Raw genomic sequence first — 15529 nt, 5'->3', positions numbered from 1 at the left:
CCGGTGCCGTCGGCCGCGCTCACCAGGCCCGGGCCGTCGACGACGCCGACAGGCCGATCCCGCCGCCGAACGCGCCCGTGAACCAGCGCAGCAGGGGTGGACGGGACACGGCCGCGAGCGTCACCCGCGCGGACCGCCCGTCCGGCGACGACGCCCCGGTCACCGCCACCGGCAGGCCGGGCGGGTGCGCGGCGAGGTAGCGCTCGACGGCGGCGCGCACGTCGGCGTCGGACAGGGTGAGCGGGGCGCCGTCGGCGGGCGCGCCCGCGCCCGCGTAGAACGAGTCCGGGGACATCGCGTCCGCCGCGTCGGCCGCGGCGAGGTCCGCCACGTCGTAGAGGGCCTTGCGGTCCAGGTGCACCGCGCTCGCGGAGGCGACCACCGCGACCAGCATGAGCGCGAACGCGACGAAGGCCGAGGTGAGCAACATGATGCGACCGCTCTCGCGCGACCCGTCAGAGGCGTCCGGGCGCGCGTCCGGGCGAGCGTCCGGAGGGACAGCCGGGCGAGCGTCCGGAGGGACAGCCGGACGGACGTCGGTGAGGTCGGCGAGGGGCATCCGTCCATTGTTCGCCGGAGGGGTGGACACGGCTCGGCGGGCCTGTGGACAAGTCGCGGAACGGTGGTCCGCCACCCTGACCCGCCCGCGGGGCGCGACCTAAACGTTTAGATTCGTCCGATCTTCGAAAACGTTTAGCGAAACCCTTGACACCTGGTGGGAGGCATAGAAATCCTTTTCCACGTCCCGACGGGCCAACGACGGCACGTCCTGAACGAAGGGGATCGACGATGATGACCCGAACGCTCACCCCATCGCGCCACCGGCGCACGCTGCGGGCGGTCTCGCTCGCCACGCTGGCCGCCGTGGTGCTCAGCACCGGCGTGGCCGTCACCTCGGCCCAGGCCGCCGGCAGCACCCTGCAGGCGGCCGCCGCGGAGTCCGGCCGGTACTTCGGTACCGCGATCGCGGCGAACAAGCTCTCGGACACGGCCTACACCACCATCGCGAACCGCGAGTTCAACATGGTCACCGCCGAGAACGAGATGAAGCTCGACGCCACCGAGCCGAACCAGAACCAGTTCAACTACACCAACGGCGACCGCATCGTGAGCTGGGCGCGGAGCAACGGCAAGCAGGTCCGGGGGCACACGCTGGCCTGGCACTCGCAGCAGCCGGGCTGGATGCAGAACATGAGCGGCTCCGCGCTGCGGTCCGCGATGCTCAACCACGTGACCCAGGTCGCGACCCACTACCGCGGCCAGATCCACTCCTGGGACGTGGTGAACGAGGCGTTCGCCGACGGCTCCTCGGGCGCCCGCCGCGACTCGAACCTGCAGCGCACCGGTAACGACTGGATCGAGGCCGCGTTCCGCGCCGCCCGGGCCGCCGACCCGAACGCCAAGCTCTGCTACAACGACTACAACACGGACAACTGGAGCCACGCCAAGACCCAGGCCGTGTACAACATGGTCCGCGACTTCAAGTCCCGCGGCGTGCCGATCGACTGCGTCGGCTTCCAGGCCCACTTCAACAGCGGGAACCCGGTCCCGAGCAACTACCACACCACCCTGGGCAACTTCGCGGCGCTCGGCGTCGACGTCCAGATCACCGAGCTCGACATCGCGGGCTCCGGCACCTCGCAGGCCGAGCAGTACCGCGGGATCGTCCAGGCGTGCCTCGCCGTCTCGCGCTGCACCGGCATCAGCGTCTGGGGCGTGCGGGACTCCGACTCGTGGCGGTCCGGCGACACCCCGCTCCTCTTCGACGGCAACGGCAACAAGAAGCTCGCCTACAACTACACGCTGGACGCGCTGAACGCGGGCGGCACCGGTAACCCGCAGCCCGGCGACGGTTGCACCGTCACCGTCACCCGCGCCGAGGAGTGGTCCGACCGGTTCAACGTCTCGCTCGCGGTCTCCGGCAGCTCGACCTGGCGCGTCTCGATCCAGCTCCAGGGCAGCCAGAGCCTGCAGAACTCCTGGAACGCCACGGTCTCCGGAAGCTCCGGCACGCTGACGGCCACACCGAACGGGAACGGGAACTCGTTCGGGATCACGCTCTACAAGAACGGCAACACGAACCTGCCCACCGCGACCTGCTCGACCACCTGACGGACCGAGCCCGGCCCGGTCGCCGGCGCGAGGCCGCTCGGTCGGGCAGCACGATGGCGGTCCGCACCCCACGGAGGGGTGCGGACCGTCGCCGCGCTCGGCCACCGCCGGACACTCCTCAGGGCCGGACCGCCGCGTACTCGTCGACCGTGCCCGTGCGCGCCGCCTCGACGGGGACGGACAACGGCACCCAGCCCCGCACGGCGTCGGGCAGCAGGGGCAGGGGTACCTCCACGCGGACGACGGCGGCCACGGAACCGCCGGGCGTCAGGCACGGGGACTGCGAGCACCGCAGGGTGAGCGCACCCTCACCGCCCGCGAAGCCCTGGTCGGTCAGGGCGATGCGGACGGCGGCGTCGGCCCGGGCGGTGCCGACCGCCGTCGACTCCGCCGTGACGAGCGCGCGAACCGCACCCGTGGCCGCGCCCTCGGCGGCGAACGCGCCGGCCTGCACGCGGCCGAGCGTCACCACGAGGTAGACCAGCGGGATCAGCAGGATCAGCGCGACCCCGAGGAACTCGACCATCGCCGAGCCCTCCTCGCTCCCGCGACCCGCACGGCTCGGGCGCCGCCCTGAGCCCCGGGGCACAGTCACCGCAGCGGAGGAGGTAACGGAGACGTAGCACTGCGTGCTCAGCGTTACCTCCTCGGCTGCGGGAACGTTTCCCCGCGCCCTGCTGCGCGGCTGACTCACTCCTCCTCCAGCGCGTGGCCGCGCACCGTGAGCGTGCCGCCCGGCCCCAGCAGGCCGACCACGGGCAGCGGGGTGCGGACCGTCACCTCGGTCACCTCCAGGCCGCCGCGCGTGGTGCTGCCGGCGGTGACGTCGCGGGCGTAGTCGCCGGTCAGGGCTCCTGCCAGGAGCGCGCGCGTGCGGGCGACACCGTCAGCCGGGGTCCGGTCCGCGCGGGCCGCCACACGGGCGCCCTCGGCGGCAGCGTCGATCGCGAGCGACCGCACGTGGACGGCGAGCGCCACCTGGACCACCCCGAGCAGGAGGCCCAGGACCAGCACTGACACCAGCAGGAACTCGACCGCCGCGGAACCGTGCTCGCGCCGGCCCGTGCTCACCCCTGGCCCGTCACGCTGCTGATCGCCTGGCGGAAGGCGTTCTCGAGCAGCGGTCCCGCCACGGCCCAGAGCGCCACCACGAGTCCGGCGGTCATCAGGGTGACGAGCACCCACCCCGGCACGTCGCCCCGTTCGGCCTCCACGTTCTCGGCAGCCTCGGTGATGGCATCGGTCGGGCTCCTGGTCCCTCGGTCGTCGCGCACAGCGTTTCCTTTCGTCGGCAGACCTCGTGGCGAGGTCATGTCAGAGCCCGATCCGGAGGGTGGCCAGGCTGGGGAAAACAGCGAAGACGACGGTGACCGGCAGCACGAGGAACACGACCGGGACCATCATCAGGATCTCCTTGCGGCCGCCCGCCTCCAGGAGGGAGCGGCGGCCGGCCTCGCGGACGTCGCGGGCCTGGGCGCGCAGCACGTCCGCCAGCGGGGTGCCGCGCTCCAGCGCGACCACCACGCCCTCGGCGAACCGGGACAGGGGTGGCAGGCCGGACCGCTCCGCGAGTGCGGTGAGGGCGGCCGTCACGGGTGCGCCCGCGCGCACCTCGGCGACCATGCGCCGGATCTCGCCGGCCAGCTCGCCGCGGGCCGTGGACGCCACCCGTTCGAGCGCGGCCGGCGGGCTCTCCCCCGCCGCCACCGCGAGGGCGAGCAGCTCCGCGATCGTGGGCAGCTCGGCGAGCAGCCGCTCCTCGCGGCGTCGTACCCGGAGCGTGAGGGCCTGGTCGCACGTGACGTAGCCGCAACCGCCCGCGACCACCACGAGCGCCACCAGCGGGACGATGCCCGCGCCGCGCGTCGCCGCGAGCAGCAGCGCGAGGCCGAGACCCACCGCGAGGCCCGCGACCGTCCAGACCACCTGGCGGGCGCGGAAGTGGTCGACGGTCTCCGCGGACCCGGCGCGGTCGAGGCGGCGACGGATCTCCTCCCGGGGTGCGCCGAAGCGTTCGAGGCGCGCGCCGACGTCGTGCAGTCCGAGGAGCCGGACCACCGCCGAGGTGCGGCTGGCCTCGCGCAGCAGCGTCGAGGTCGCGTCGCGCGGACGCAGGTAGGGGGCGAGCCGCTCGTCGAGGCTGACGGCCCTGGCCCGCAGGCGCGAGAGCACGATCAGCACCCCCAGCGCGACACCGAGCCCCACGAGTGCTCCCGCCGCCCAGCCCGTCACCGCAGCACCCTGCGCTCCGCGGGCAGGCGTCCGATCCGCAGCATCAGCCGGTAGGCGACCAGGGCGCAGAGACCGCCGGTGACGAGCACGGTGACGCCCGCGGGCGAGTCGTAGGCGCGCGCCGTCTCCGGCCGTGTGGACAGCAGGGCGAGGACGACCCACGGCCCGGCGACAGCGACGCGCGCGCCGTTGACCGTCCAGCTCTGCCGCGCCTCCAGCTCGCCCCGGGTCGCGGCGTCCTCACGGAGAAAACCGCTCAGGGTGCGCAGCAGGCGGCCCAGGTCCTGGCCGCCGACCTCGCGGGTGAGGCGCAGGGCCTCCACGATGCGGTCGGCCACCGGGTCGGCGAGGCGCTCCTTGAGCGCGTCCAGGGCATCGCCGAACCGGCCGCCGGCGCGGTAGTCCTGGGCGAAGCGGCCGAAGGGCTCGCGCAGCTCGGCCGGACCCCGGTGCGCGAGCTGGGCCACGGCCTCGGGCAGCGACAGCCCGGCGCGCACGCCGGAGGCGAGGTGGTCCACGACCTCGGGCCACACCTCCCGCAGCGCCCGACGGCGGTGGCGTGCCCGGGCGCGGACCAGCACCACGGGGCCCGGCGCGGCGAGCAGCGCGAAGCAGGCGGCGATCGCCGGAGAGCGGGTCAGGGCGAGCGCCACGAGCAGGGTCACGACGCCGAGCGCCACGCACGAGCCGACGAGCATCGCGGGCGTCACGGACGGCGCCCCGGCCTGGGTCAGCAGGTCCCGGGTACGCATCTGCCAGGTCACCCGGCCCGCGGGGCGCGGCGTCGGGGCCCAGAATGACCACCACACGCAGAACAGTCCGGCGCCCAGGAGCAGGCCCACCACCACGCCCATCAGCGGGTCGCCCAGGGGCTGGCGCCGGCCCGGGCGCCCGGGCGACCACCCACCGCGGCACGCGCGCCCACACCCGCACCGCCCGCGCCGGCCCACGGACCGGTGGCAGCACTCCGCGCGGGGCGTGTCCCCGCGTCCGACGACAGCGCGCGCGGGTCGGCGAGCAGCGCCCGCACGTCGAACCCGGCACGCTCGAACCGGTCCTCGCCCGGCGGCATGCCGTCGCCGCGGCGCAGGTCCCCGTCGGCGTCCCGGGCGAAGATCCCGGCGGTCTCGATGCGCCCCTCCTCGACCCGGCCCGTCACCGCGACGATCTCGCGGACCTGGCGACGCACCACGCCGTCCGCGGCCCGGGTCAGGCCGAGGTGCACCACGAGGTCCACGGCGGAGGCGACGGTGGGCACCACGAACCGGTCGGACACGTTCTCCCCCGCGAGCAGCGGGAGCGTGGTCATCTTCGCGACGGCCTCCCGCGCCGTGTTGGCGTGCAGCGTGCACATGCCGGGCACGCCGCTGTTCAGGGCGATGAGCAGGTCGAACGCCTCCGCCTCCCGGACCTCGCCGATCACCAGCCGGTCCGGGCGCATCCGCAGGGCCTCCTTGACCAGGCGCCGCAGGGGCACCTCGCCGGTGCCCTCGAGGTTGGCGGGGCGGGTCTGCAGCGCCACGTGGTCGCGGACCGGGAGGCGCAGCTCCCAGACCTCCTCGGCCGAGATGACCCGCTCGGAACCCGGGATCGAACCGGCCAGCGCATTGAGCATCGTGGTCTTGCCCGCCTGGGTCTGGCCCGAGACGAGCACGTTGAGCCCGGCCCGCACCGCGGCGTCGAGGAACGTCGCGGCCTGCGCCGTCAGCGAACCGAGCCGCACCATGTCCGCCAGCGAGCGAGCGCGGACCACGTGCTTGCGGATGTTCACGGCCCAGGCCGATCGCGTGATGTCGGGGATGACGACGTGGAGCCGCTCCCCACCGGGCAACCGGGCGTCCACGAACGGGCTGGACAGGTCGAGCCGGCGCCCGGACGTCTTGAGCATCCGCTCCACGAGGTCGCGCACCTGCTCGTCGGTCAGGACCGTGCTGGTCAGCTCGGACACCCCGCGCCGCGCGACGTAGACGTGGGTCGGAGAGTTGAGCCAGACCTCCTCGATCTCGGGGTCGTCGAGGTAGGGCTGCAACGGCCCGAACCCACCCACGGCGTCCGTCACCGTGCGCGCCGCGGCGTCGGGATCGTCGAGCGGCGGCACCACGCCGACGCTCGCCCGTGTCGCGTAGTCGCCCACCGCGTCCGTGACGAGGCTCGACAGCCCCTCCCGATCACCGATCGGGTCCAGCCCCCTGCGCCGCACCAGCTCGCGGACCTCGTGCTCGAGGATCCGCGCCCCCTCATCGCCCATGAGCGGCAACGCTAGATCCAAACGTTCATCTCCGCAGGCCACCCTGTGGATAACTTTCCCCAGAAGCCGGAGTTATCCACCTAATCCACAGAGTTGTCCACAAAGGTGCAGGTAAAGCGGGTTGTCGGAGATGCCCGGAGATGAACCCGCGGTGGACGAGCGGTGGATATCGTCTAGCCCATGAGCGCCCATCCTTCCTCCAGCCACGACCCCGCGCGCGACTCCGGCAGCGGGTCCGCCCGCGGCACGGACCGCTGGCAGGCCACCGCGAGCGCCGCCGGGCTGCTGGCCGAGGACGGCAGCGTCGCCGTCACGATCTTCGCCGAGATGTCGGCGCTGGCGGTCCGGACGGGGGCGATCAACCTCGGCCAGGGGTTCCCCGACGTCGACGGCCCGGAGTACGTCAAGCAGGCGGCGATCAAGGCGATCGAGGCCGGCCGCAACCAGTACGCACCCGGTGACGGCGTGCCGGAGCTGCGCCAGGCCGTCGCCGAGCACCAGAAGCGGCACTACGGGCTCGACGTCGATCCCGACACCGAGGTGCTGGTCACCACGGGTGCCACCGAGGCGCTCACGGCCGCCGTCCTGGCCCTGACCCGGCCGGGCGACGAGGTGCTGACGCTGGAGCCGTTCTACGACTCGCACGCGGCGGCGATCGGCATGTCGGGCGCCACGCACGTCACCGCCCCGCTGGTCCCGGGGCCGGACGGGTTCCGGCTCGACGTCGAGGCCCTGCGGGCCGTGGCCACCGACCGCCTGCGGATGATCCTGCTCAACTCGCCGCACAACCCGACCGGGACGGTGCTCACGCGGGACGAGCTGGAGGCTGTCGCGGCGGTCGCCCGGGAGTACGACGCGATCGTGGTGACCGACGAGGTCTACGAGCACCTGACGTTCGGCGCGGAGCACGTGCCGGTCGCGACGCTGCAGGGCATGGCCGGGCGCACGCTGACCATCTCGTCGTCGGGCAAGACGTTCTCGTTCACGGGCTGGAAGGTGGGCTGGGTGCACGGGCCGGCCGACCTGGTCACGGCCGTGCGGACGGTCAAGCAGTACCTGACGTACACCTCGGGCGCGCCCTTCCAGCCCGCGATCGCGCAGGCCCTGGCCGACGACGACACGCCGCGCGCGCTGGCCGCCTCGCTGGCCGACCGCCGGGACCTCCTGTGCGCTGGCCTGGAGGCCGCCGGCTTCGTGGTGACGCGCCCGGCGGGCACGTACTTCGTGATGGCCGACGCGTCGGCGGTGCTCGCGCGACTGGGTCTGCGCGACGGCGTCGAGCTGTGCCGCCGTCTGCCCGAGCTGGCGGGGGTCGTGGCGATCCCGGCGTCGGCGTTCTGCCGCGCGGGCTCCCCGACGGCGCGGGCCCTGGCGAACCACGTGCGGTTCACGTTCGTGAAGCGCGAGGAGGTGCTGCGCGACGCCGCGACGCGTCTCGCGGGCCTGGGAGTGCCCCTCAGCTAGCCCGTGACCAGCGAGATCGCCACGGCCAGCATGATCAGCGCGATCACGCCGTCGAGCACGCGCCACGCGTTCGGACGGCGGAGCACCGGGGCGAGCAGTCGCGCGCCGTACCCGAGGGCGGCGAACCACGCGACGCTGGAGACCATCGCGCCCGCGGTGAACCACCAGCGGGTGTCGCCGTAGGTGGCGGCGACCGAACCCTGCAGCACCACGGTGTCGAGGTACACGTGCGGGTTGAGCCACGTGAGCGCGAGCGCCGTCAGGACCACGGGGCGCAGGCGGCGGCCGGGGCTGTCGCCGAGGGAGCCGTCGTCGGCCGCGGCGAGCGTCGTGTCGCCCTTGACCGCCCGCCAGGCCGCCATGGCCCCGTACCCGACCACGACGGCGGCGCCCAGCCAGCGCACCACGACCACGGCGTCCGGCCAGCGCTCGACCAGCGGACCGAACCCCGCGGCACCGGCGGCGTAGAGCGCGACGTCGGACGCCGCGCAGATCGCCGCCACGACGCCCACGTGCTCGCGGCGCAGCCCCTGGCGCAGCACGAAGGCGTTCTGGGCTCCGATGGCGACGATGAGCGAGAGGCCGAATCCGAGTCCGGCGAGCAGGGCGAGCATGCCTCCACGCTAGGCAGCCGACCTACGTGAAGACCAGTTCATGTTTCTCAGGCCGCGTAAGCAGAACTGAAGATGCGCCAGACTGGCCCCATGCGATGGGACTCCCGCCAGCTCGAAGCCCTGGCCGCCGTGGTCGCCGAGGGCTCGTTCGACGCCGCGGCGCGCGCCCTGCACGTGACCCCGTCGGCGGTGAGCCAGCGCATCCGCGCGCTGGAGAACGCGGCGGGCAGCGTGCTCGTGCGGCGCGCCCGGCCGGTCGTCGCCACGCCGTCGGGCCAGGCGCTGCTACGCCTCGCGCGGCAGACCGAGCTGCTCGGCGCGGAGGTCGCCGCGGAGCTCGGTGCGTACGGCGCCGACGATCCGCCCGAGGACGCGGACGACGGCATGCCCGGCCGCCTCGTCACGGTGCCCCTGGCCGTGAGCGCCGACTCCCTGGCCACCTGGGTGCTGCCCGCCCTCGCCCAGGTCGAGGGCATCACCTTCGACCTCCACCGGGCCGACGACAGCCGCACCGCCGACCTGCTGCGCGAGGGCGTGGTCATGGCGGCGGTCACCTCGCAGACCGCGCAGGTGCAGGGCTGCCGCAGCACCCCGCTCGGGATCATGCGCTACCGCCCGGCCTGCACGCGCGCCTTCGCGGAGCGCTGGTTCCCCCAGGGCCCGACGCCGGAGGCCCTTGCCGCCGCGCCCGTCGTCGTCTTCGACCGGACCGACGACCTGCAGGACGTCTACCTGCGCGCCCGCGCGCCGCACGCCCGGCCGCCGCGGTTCCACGTGCCGAGCACCGTCGAGTACGAGGACACCATCCGCCTGGGCCTGGGCTGGGGCATGCTGCTCGAGGTGCCCGCCATCGGCGGCCTGCACGCCGGCACGGGCGGCGGCATCACGCCGCTGGAGCCCGGCTACGTGCTGGACATCCCGCTCCTCCTGCAGCAGTGGAAGCTCCGCTCCGCGGTGCTGGACCGGGTCACGGCGGCGCTGCGAAAAGAAGCAACGCGCAAGCTGCTGCCGGCGTGAAATCTGGACGTACCCCCATCATTAACCCTGTTCCAGTCCTACCGCACTTCCGAATCATGAACCGGACATCCCGTGTCCGACTTCCTACGGTTCAGGCATGCTCTCAGCGCTCGCCGGGATGGCCTTCGGCCTCTCCCTCATCGTCGCCGTCGGTGCGCAGAACATCTTCGTCCTCCGCCAGGGCCTGCGGCGGGAGCACGTAGGCCTCGTCGCCGGCATCTGCGCCGTCAGCGACTTCGTGCTCATCTCGGCCGGGGTCGGCGGGCTCGGCACCCTGATCCAGAGCGCACCCATGGTGGTCGAGGTCGCGCGGTGGGCGGGCGCCGTCGTCGTGCTGGCCTACGGGGGCATGGCCGCCCGCCGTGCCTGGAAGGGCCAGCAGGTCGTCATGGGGCGGCACAGCATGACGTCGCGGACCATGGGCGCCGCCGTCGCGACCACCCTCGCACTGACCTGGCTCAACCCCCACGTCTACCTCGACACCGTGGTGCTCGTGGGCGGCCTGGCGGCCACGCACGGCGACGACCGCTGGTGGTTCGGGCTCGGCGCCTGCCTGGCCAGCACGGCGTGGTTCGTCGCGCTGGGCTACGGGGCCCGCTACCTCGCGCCGCTGCTGGAGAAGCCGGGCGCCTGGCGCGTCCTGGACAGCGTGGTCGCGGTGACCATGGTGGTCGTCGCGGCCACGCTCGTCCTGGGCGCCTGAGCCCAGGACGAACGACCGGCTGACGCGTCAGGCTGACGCGTCAGGCGCAGACGCCGTCGAGCAGCACCTCCGGGCTCGGGCTCGGCTTCGGGGTGGCCGGCTCGGAAGCGGTGCCGTCGCCGGCCCCGGGCTCGGCGGTGTCACCCGTCCCGGCGTCGCCGCCCTCCGTGCTCCCCGCGTCACCGCCGGCGTCCGCGCCCTCCTCGGTGCCACCACCGGCGGTGTCACCACCAGCGTCACCGGCCGTGTCGCCGCCCTGCGCCGCACCGCTCGCACTGCCCGAGGGGGCCGGCTCCGCCGTGTCCAGCACGACCTCCTCCGGCGGCTGGTCGGCGGCCAGACGGGCGAAGATCTCCGCGGCCTCCGGACCCCAGCCGAGCCCGCCGACACCGCCCTCCTCCGTGTCGTAAACCGGGATCTTGGTCATGATGATGTTGCGCTTCTCGATCTCGCGCAGCGACCACGCGAGCCCGGCCACGCTGCCCGGGTTGGCGATCGCCGGGTCGGCGCTCAGCGACCCGAGGGCCGCGTTGATCAGGCGGAACGTCTTGGTCGGGTCCGCAAGCGTCTCGGCGGACAGGATCTGCCGGAACGTCGCGTTGATGAACGCCTGCTGACGCTCGATGCGCGTCAGGTCGCTGCCCATCTCCAGGCCCATGCCCGTGCCCTTGCGCACGCGGAGGAACTGGATCGCCGTCTTGCCGTCGAGCAGGTTCTCGCCCGCGGGCAGGTCGATGCGGGCGGACTTCGGGTTGCCGTGCAGCGCCTCGGGCAGGCACATCTTCACGCCGCCGATCGCGTCGACGACGTCGATCACGCCGTTCATCTTGACCACGGCGTGGTTCGTCACCGTCACGCCGGTGATCGCGTTGACCGTGTTGATCGTGCACGCGGCCGCGTACTTCATGTCCGTGCCGCCGCTGCCGACGGTGAACGAGGCGTTGAACTTGTCGCGGTACGGCTGCGACTGGCTCCCGTCGGGCAGCTTGCAGGACGGGATGTCCACGAACGTGTCGCGGGGCAGCGACACGATCTCGATCCACTGCCGGTCGGCCGAGATGTGCACCAGCATCGTGGTGTCCGAGCGCATGCCGGAGACGGTGCCGCCGATGTCGGCGTTCGTCCCGTCCCGGATGTCCGTGCCCATGAGGAGCAGGTTGACGGGCTGGTCCTTGAACGGGTCGGACGGGTCCTTCGGCTCGACCACCTCGGTCACGAGGCCGTCGAGGTCCTGGACCTCGATCTGCGAGATCGCGTTGTGGTAGGCCGTCGCGGCCGCCGCGGAACCGAAGGCCATCACCCCGACCACGCCCATCGTGACGCTGCGGAACACGAGCGCCTTGCGCCAGCTGCGCACGTGGCGCGGCTGACGATCACCCGTGCGCGCATGTCGGGGAACCCCGGGAATTATCTCGCCGACAGGTCGCACTGCCGTCCAGAAGTCACTCGCCACGCATCGGAGACTAGGGCCTCAGTGCAACAATCGTGTAAATAAGTCGCGCCGTTCTCAGGCAGCATCCAGGCCGCGTCAGGGATACGACCCTCAGGTCAGTCCGCGCAGACCCCAGGCAGCAGCGAGGGCGAGGGCGACGGGTCGGGGGTGTCCGACGGCACGGTGGTGCCGTCGTCCGACCCGGGCCCCGTGGTTCCGCGGGTGGACCCGTCCGTCGCCTCGCCCGTGGCACCGCCCGACGGCTTGTCCGACGCCCCGCCGGACCCCGGCTCCGCGCTCTCGTGCCCGGGCGGCGGCTCGTCGGCCGCGAGGCGCTCCCAGATCGCCGTGGCGTCCTCGGTCCAGACCACCCGGTTGGGGTCCGTCGGCGCGGCGACCACCGGCAGCTCGGTGAACACGATCTCGGCCGGGTCGATGTCCCGGATGCTGAACGCCAGGCCCGCGAGCGCCGCCGGGTCGGCCAGGCCGGGGTCGGCCGAGATGGCGCGCAGCACCGCCTCGATGGTGCGGTACAGCTTGGGCGAGTTGGTCACGATGTTCTGGGCCAGGATCTGGCGCACCAGCGCGTCGACGAACGCCTGCTGGCGGTCGATGCGGGTCAGGTCGCTGCCCTGCTCCAGGCCCAGGCCGGTGCCGTGCCGCGCCCGGAGGAACCCGATCGACTGGCGGCCGTCGAGGGTCTGCTCACCGGCGGGCAGCTCGAACCGGCCGTACGCCGGGTTCTGGACGAGCGGCTCGGGCAGGCACATGCGCACCCCGCCGAGGGCGTCGACGACGTCGACCACGCCGTCCATCTTCACGACCATGTGGTTGGTGACGGGCACGCCCGTGAGGGTCTGCACGGTCGAGATGGTGCAGGCGGCGGCGTAGGTGAGGTCCTCGGCCGCGCCGCCGCCGATGGTGAACGCGCTGTTGAACATGCCGTAGGTGGCGCCGGACTCGCCGCCCTCGGGCAGCTTGCACGACGGGATGTCGACCAGCGAGTCACGCGGGATCGAGACCACCTCGATGCGGGACCGGTCGCCGGAGATGTGCACCAGCATGGTGGTGTCCGACCGCATGCCGCCGTCGCCCGCACCGGCGATCTCGGTGTTCTCGCCGCCCCGCAGGTCGGTGCCCAGCACGAGGATGTTCAGGCTGCGCCCGGTGAACGGGTCGTCGGGGTCCACGGACGGCGTCGGGCCCTTGACGAGACCTGAGACGTCGCTGACGCCGATCTGCTGCTTCAGGTCGAGGTAGGCGGCGGCGCCACCCGCCGCGACGAGGGCGAGCGCGCCGACGACGACGAGCGCCGCGGCGCGCGCGGCGCGATGACTGCGCTGGTGACGGAGGTGCCGGGGCACATGCGGAGCATAAGCACGTACCCCGGCACGGGGCCTGTTAAGTCACCCGGAGATCACCTGACCGCGGCGGCGCCGAGGTCCGGGTTGTCCGAGAAGAACCCGTCCAGTCCGGCGTCCAGGAAGACGCGGATCTCGCCGACGAGGTCGCCGACGGCGTTCGGGTCGGCCGACGAGCGGAACTCCGCCGGCAGGAACTGGTTCTCCTGGCGGAACGTCCAGGTGTGCACCTCGAGGCCCGCGCGGTGGGCGTCACGGATCACGCTGCTCGGCGCGCCGAGGGTGCCGTCGGCGTTGCGCGGGATCAGCACGTTCTTCTCGGCGCCGATGCCGTCGGCGTACGTCGCGATCTCGCGGAGCCCCTGGCGGGTGACGAGGTCCGCGTAGGTGCGCGGGTCGCCGGCGGCCACCAGGTCGTAGGGCGCACCGCTGCTGCTGACGAGCTGACCCAGGGGGACGTCGGTGAGCTCGTCGAGCTCCCGCAGGTTGCCGACCTCGAAGGACTGCACGATCACCGGTGCGTCCTCGTCGTCGAACCCGTTGCGGCGCAGCTCGGCCACCAGCGGCTCCTCCAGGGAGAGGCCCACCGAGTCGAAGTAGGTGGGGTGCTTGGTCTCCGGGTAGACGCCGACGGGCGCGCCGTCGCAGGTGCGGCTGTTGCGGGCCAGGTCGAGCACCTCGTCGAGCGTCGGGATCAGGTACAGCCCGTCGAAGGCGGTGTTCCGCGGCCGGACCTGCGGCAGACGCTCCTTGGCGCGCAGGGTGCGCAGCTCGGCGAGCGTGAAGTCCTCGGTGAACCAGCCGGTGATCCGGGTGCCGTCGATCGTCTTCGTCGTGCGGCGACCGGCGAACTCGGCGTGCGCGGCGACGTCGGTGGTGCCGCTGATCTCGTTCTCGTGCCGGGCGACGAGCACGCCGTCCTTGGTGGGGACCACGTCGGGCTCGATGTAGTCGGCGCACTGGTTGATGGCGGTCTCGTAGGCGGCGAGCGTGTGCTCCGGCCGGTAGCCGGAGGCGCCGCGGTGCCCGACGACGGTGACGCCGTCGTCCGTGACGCGCTTCTTCCTGAGGTCCACCAGGGCCATCTCGGTGTCGTCCGGGGTGCCGGTGACGCGCGCGTCGTTGCCCGGGTAGTTGTTGTCGTTGCCGATCAGCAGCGTGTCCTTGTCGACGAACAGGACGGTCTCGAAGGACTGCACGGGCAGGGCGAACGTGTCGCCCAGGCCGTAGCCCTCCCCTGCGTCGATGCCGCGCGGGTTGTCGATCCGCAGGGCGTCCACCACGAGCTCCTTGCGCACGAACCCGTCGCGGTCCGTCGTGCCCAGGTCGATCTCGTAGACGCGCTTGGTGACCGCCTGGTCGCCCTCGAAGTCGTCGCGCTCGATGAGCAGCATCGTGTCGCGGCCGGTCGCGTAGGCGTCGCCGATGACGTCGGCGGGCTGGTCGGTCTGGTAGGCCCAGCGCTTGCCCGTGTACTCGCCGCGGCGGGTGTCGAACTGGTAGATCCAGCGGCGGCGCGGGTCGGTGTCGTTCGCCAGGGCGCCCTCGACCACCGGGTAGAGGTAGCGGCCGATGCCCGCCATGGCCTCGAAGCCGCGGCTGCTGCCCACGTTGGGCGTCTCACCGGGCTCCAGGTACGGGTTGCCGGGCGACTTACCGTCCGGGAACGCGTACGGGGCCTCCAGCAGGGTGCCGTCGGCGTCGAAGTGCAGCAGGAACGGGCCGAACTCCTCGCCCACCCAGAACGTGCCGTCGGCGGCGCGCACCAGGGACTCGATGTCGAAGTCGGCACCCGTGAGCAGCCGCTCCTCGGTGTCCTCGTTGACGATGTCGACGTCGAGCACGTCGTTGCGGTCGTTGTACCCGATGAGGTCGAGCACCTCGATCTCGCCGTCGCCCGAGCCGCGGCGGTTGGTGTCCCACTGGGGGCGCACCAGGTAGTTGCGCAGCAGGAAGTCGGCGGAGTTGCCCTTGGCGCCGAAGCCGTTGTCGGGCTGGGCCCAGAAGGTGCCGTCGTGGTTGTCGACCATCGCGGAGAAGCCGGGGATCACCTGGCCGTCCCAGGGGCCCTGGCGCCCGTTGCCCGGGCTCGCGGCGGCGCCCGACGGCGGGCCGTCCGCCAGGTAGTCGGCGGACAGTGTGGCGCGGCCTGCCAGGGACGCGGCGAGGTGGGTCCCGCCATGGTGCTCGGAGGCGGGGACGGGCCGAGGGCCGGCGACGGCGGAGGCCGCCGGCAGCAGCAACGATGCCGTCGCCGCGGCGGCCACCACGCGCGTGGCGCGGGTACGCAGGGGTGTGCTCATGCGGCCGAGCCAAGTGGGCGCACCCCACATCCCGGTGAACCTG

At 73.0% G+C, this 15529-nt stretch carries 15 protein-coding genes; 4 read left to right on the top strand and 11 right to left on the bottom strand.

The features are described 5' to 3' along the window. Positions 1–19: 19 nt before the first annotated feature. Positions 20–430, bottom strand: coding sequence for a hypothetical protein (locus ACH45N_RS07715; RefSeq protein ID WP_397392722.1), 411 nt, complete (start codon positions 428–430; stop codon positions 20–22). A gap of 359 nt (positions 431–789) precedes the next feature. Between ACH45N_RS07715 and ACH45N_RS07710 the strand changes: the two genes are divergently transcribed. Then, positions 790–2112, top strand: coding sequence for an endo-1,4-beta-xylanase (locus tag ACH45N_RS07710; RefSeq protein ID WP_397392720.1), 1323 nt, complete (start codon positions 790–792; stop codon positions 2110–2112). 118 nt (positions 2113–2230) lie between these two features. Here the strand turns inward: ACH45N_RS07710 and ACH45N_RS07705 are convergent, their stop codons facing one another. The 6 genes from ACH45N_RS07705 to ACH45N_RS07680 form a co-directional block, all read right to left on the bottom strand. Continuing rightward, positions 2231–2638 (bottom strand): pilus assembly protein, encoded by a 408-nt coding sequence (locus ACH45N_RS07705; protein WP_397392718.1) that lies wholly within the window; start codon positions 2636–2638, stop codon positions 2231–2233. Between the two features lie 164 nt (positions 2639–2802). Further along, complete coding sequence (locus ACH45N_RS07700; RefSeq protein WP_397392716.1) at positions 2803–3183, bottom strand: TadE/TadG family type IV pilus assembly protein; 381 nt, start codon at positions 3181–3183, stop codon at positions 2803–2805. After that, entirely contained in the window at positions 3180–3386 is a 207-nt protein-coding gene (locus ACH45N_RS07695; RefSeq protein ID WP_397392714.1) for a hypothetical protein, read from the bottom strand. Before ACH45N_RS07695 ends, ACH45N_RS07700 begins: the two co-directional genes overlap by 4 nt. A gap of 40 nt (positions 3387–3426) precedes the next feature. Next, positions 3427–4344, bottom strand: coding sequence for a type II secretion system F family protein (locus ACH45N_RS07690; RefSeq protein ID WP_397392712.1), 918 nt, complete (start codon positions 4342–4344; stop codon positions 3427–3429). Beyond that, entirely contained in the window at positions 4341–5198 is an 858-nt protein-coding gene (locus ACH45N_RS07685) for a type II secretion system F family protein (protein ID WP_397392710.1), read from the bottom strand. The genes ACH45N_RS07690 and ACH45N_RS07685 overlap by 4 nt, the downstream gene beginning before the upstream one ends. Beyond that, positions 5198–6592 (bottom strand): CpaF family protein, encoded by a 1395-nt coding sequence (locus ACH45N_RS07680; protein ID WP_397392708.1) that lies wholly within the window; start codon positions 6590–6592, stop codon positions 5198–5200. The genes ACH45N_RS07685 and ACH45N_RS07680 overlap by 1 nt, the downstream gene beginning before the upstream one ends. Before the next feature lie 180 nt (positions 6593–6772). On the opposite strand from ACH45N_RS07680, the gene ACH45N_RS07675 reads away from it, so the two are divergent. Beyond that, positions 6773–8056, top strand: coding sequence for an aminotransferase class I/II-fold pyridoxal phosphate-dependent enzyme (locus ACH45N_RS07675; RefSeq protein WP_397392706.1), 1284 nt, complete (start codon positions 6773–6775; stop codon positions 8054–8056). Here the strand turns inward: ACH45N_RS07675 and ACH45N_RS07670 are convergent. Next, complete coding sequence (locus tag ACH45N_RS07670) at positions 8053–8670, bottom strand: LysE/ArgO family amino acid transporter (protein WP_397392704.1); 618 nt, start codon at positions 8668–8670, stop codon at positions 8053–8055. The two genes, ACH45N_RS07675 and ACH45N_RS07670, sit on opposite strands and share 4 nt — an antisense overlap. A 90-nt stretch (positions 8671–8760) precedes the next feature. Between ACH45N_RS07670 and ACH45N_RS07665 the strand changes: the two genes are divergently transcribed. Further along, positions 8761–9687, top strand: a complete 927-nt coding sequence (locus ACH45N_RS07665; RefSeq protein ID WP_397392702.1) for a LysR family transcriptional regulator ArgP — start codon at positions 8761–8763, stop codon at positions 9685–9687. Between the two features lie 97 nt (positions 9688–9784). Further along, positions 9785–10390 (top strand): LysE/ArgO family amino acid transporter, encoded by a 606-nt coding sequence (locus ACH45N_RS07660; protein ID WP_397392700.1) that lies wholly within the window; start codon positions 9785–9787, stop codon positions 10388–10390. Between the two features lie 40 nt (positions 10391–10430). Here ACH45N_RS07660 and ACH45N_RS07655 read toward each other — a convergent pair whose 3' ends face one another. From ACH45N_RS07655 to ACH45N_RS07645, 3 genes are all read right to left on the bottom strand, one after another. After that, positions 10431–11747, bottom strand: a complete 1317-nt coding sequence (locus ACH45N_RS07655; protein ID WP_397392698.1) for an LCP family protein — start codon at positions 11745–11747, stop codon at positions 10431–10433. 191 nt (positions 11748–11938) lie between these two features. After that, positions 11939–13186 carry an LCP family protein gene (locus ACH45N_RS07650; protein WP_397392696.1) on the bottom strand — a complete coding sequence of 416 codons (1248 nt, stop codon included), beginning with the start codon at positions 13184–13186 and terminating at the stop codon, positions 11939–11941. 53 nt (positions 13187–13239) lie between these two features. Further along, complete coding sequence (locus ACH45N_RS07645) at positions 13240–15486, bottom strand: esterase-like activity of phytase family protein (RefSeq protein ID WP_397392694.1); 2247 nt, start codon at positions 15484–15486, stop codon at positions 13240–13242. Between the last annotated feature and the right edge of the window lie 43 nt (positions 15487–15529).

It is taken from the genome of Promicromonospora sp. NPDC019610, from assembly GCF_044389365.1.
Classification (GTDB): domain Bacteria; phylum Actinomycetota; class Actinomycetes; order Actinomycetales; family Cellulomonadaceae; genus Promicromonospora.
Note: the sequence above shows the minus strand (reverse complement) of the source record. Positions and strands in the feature narration are given on the sequence as shown.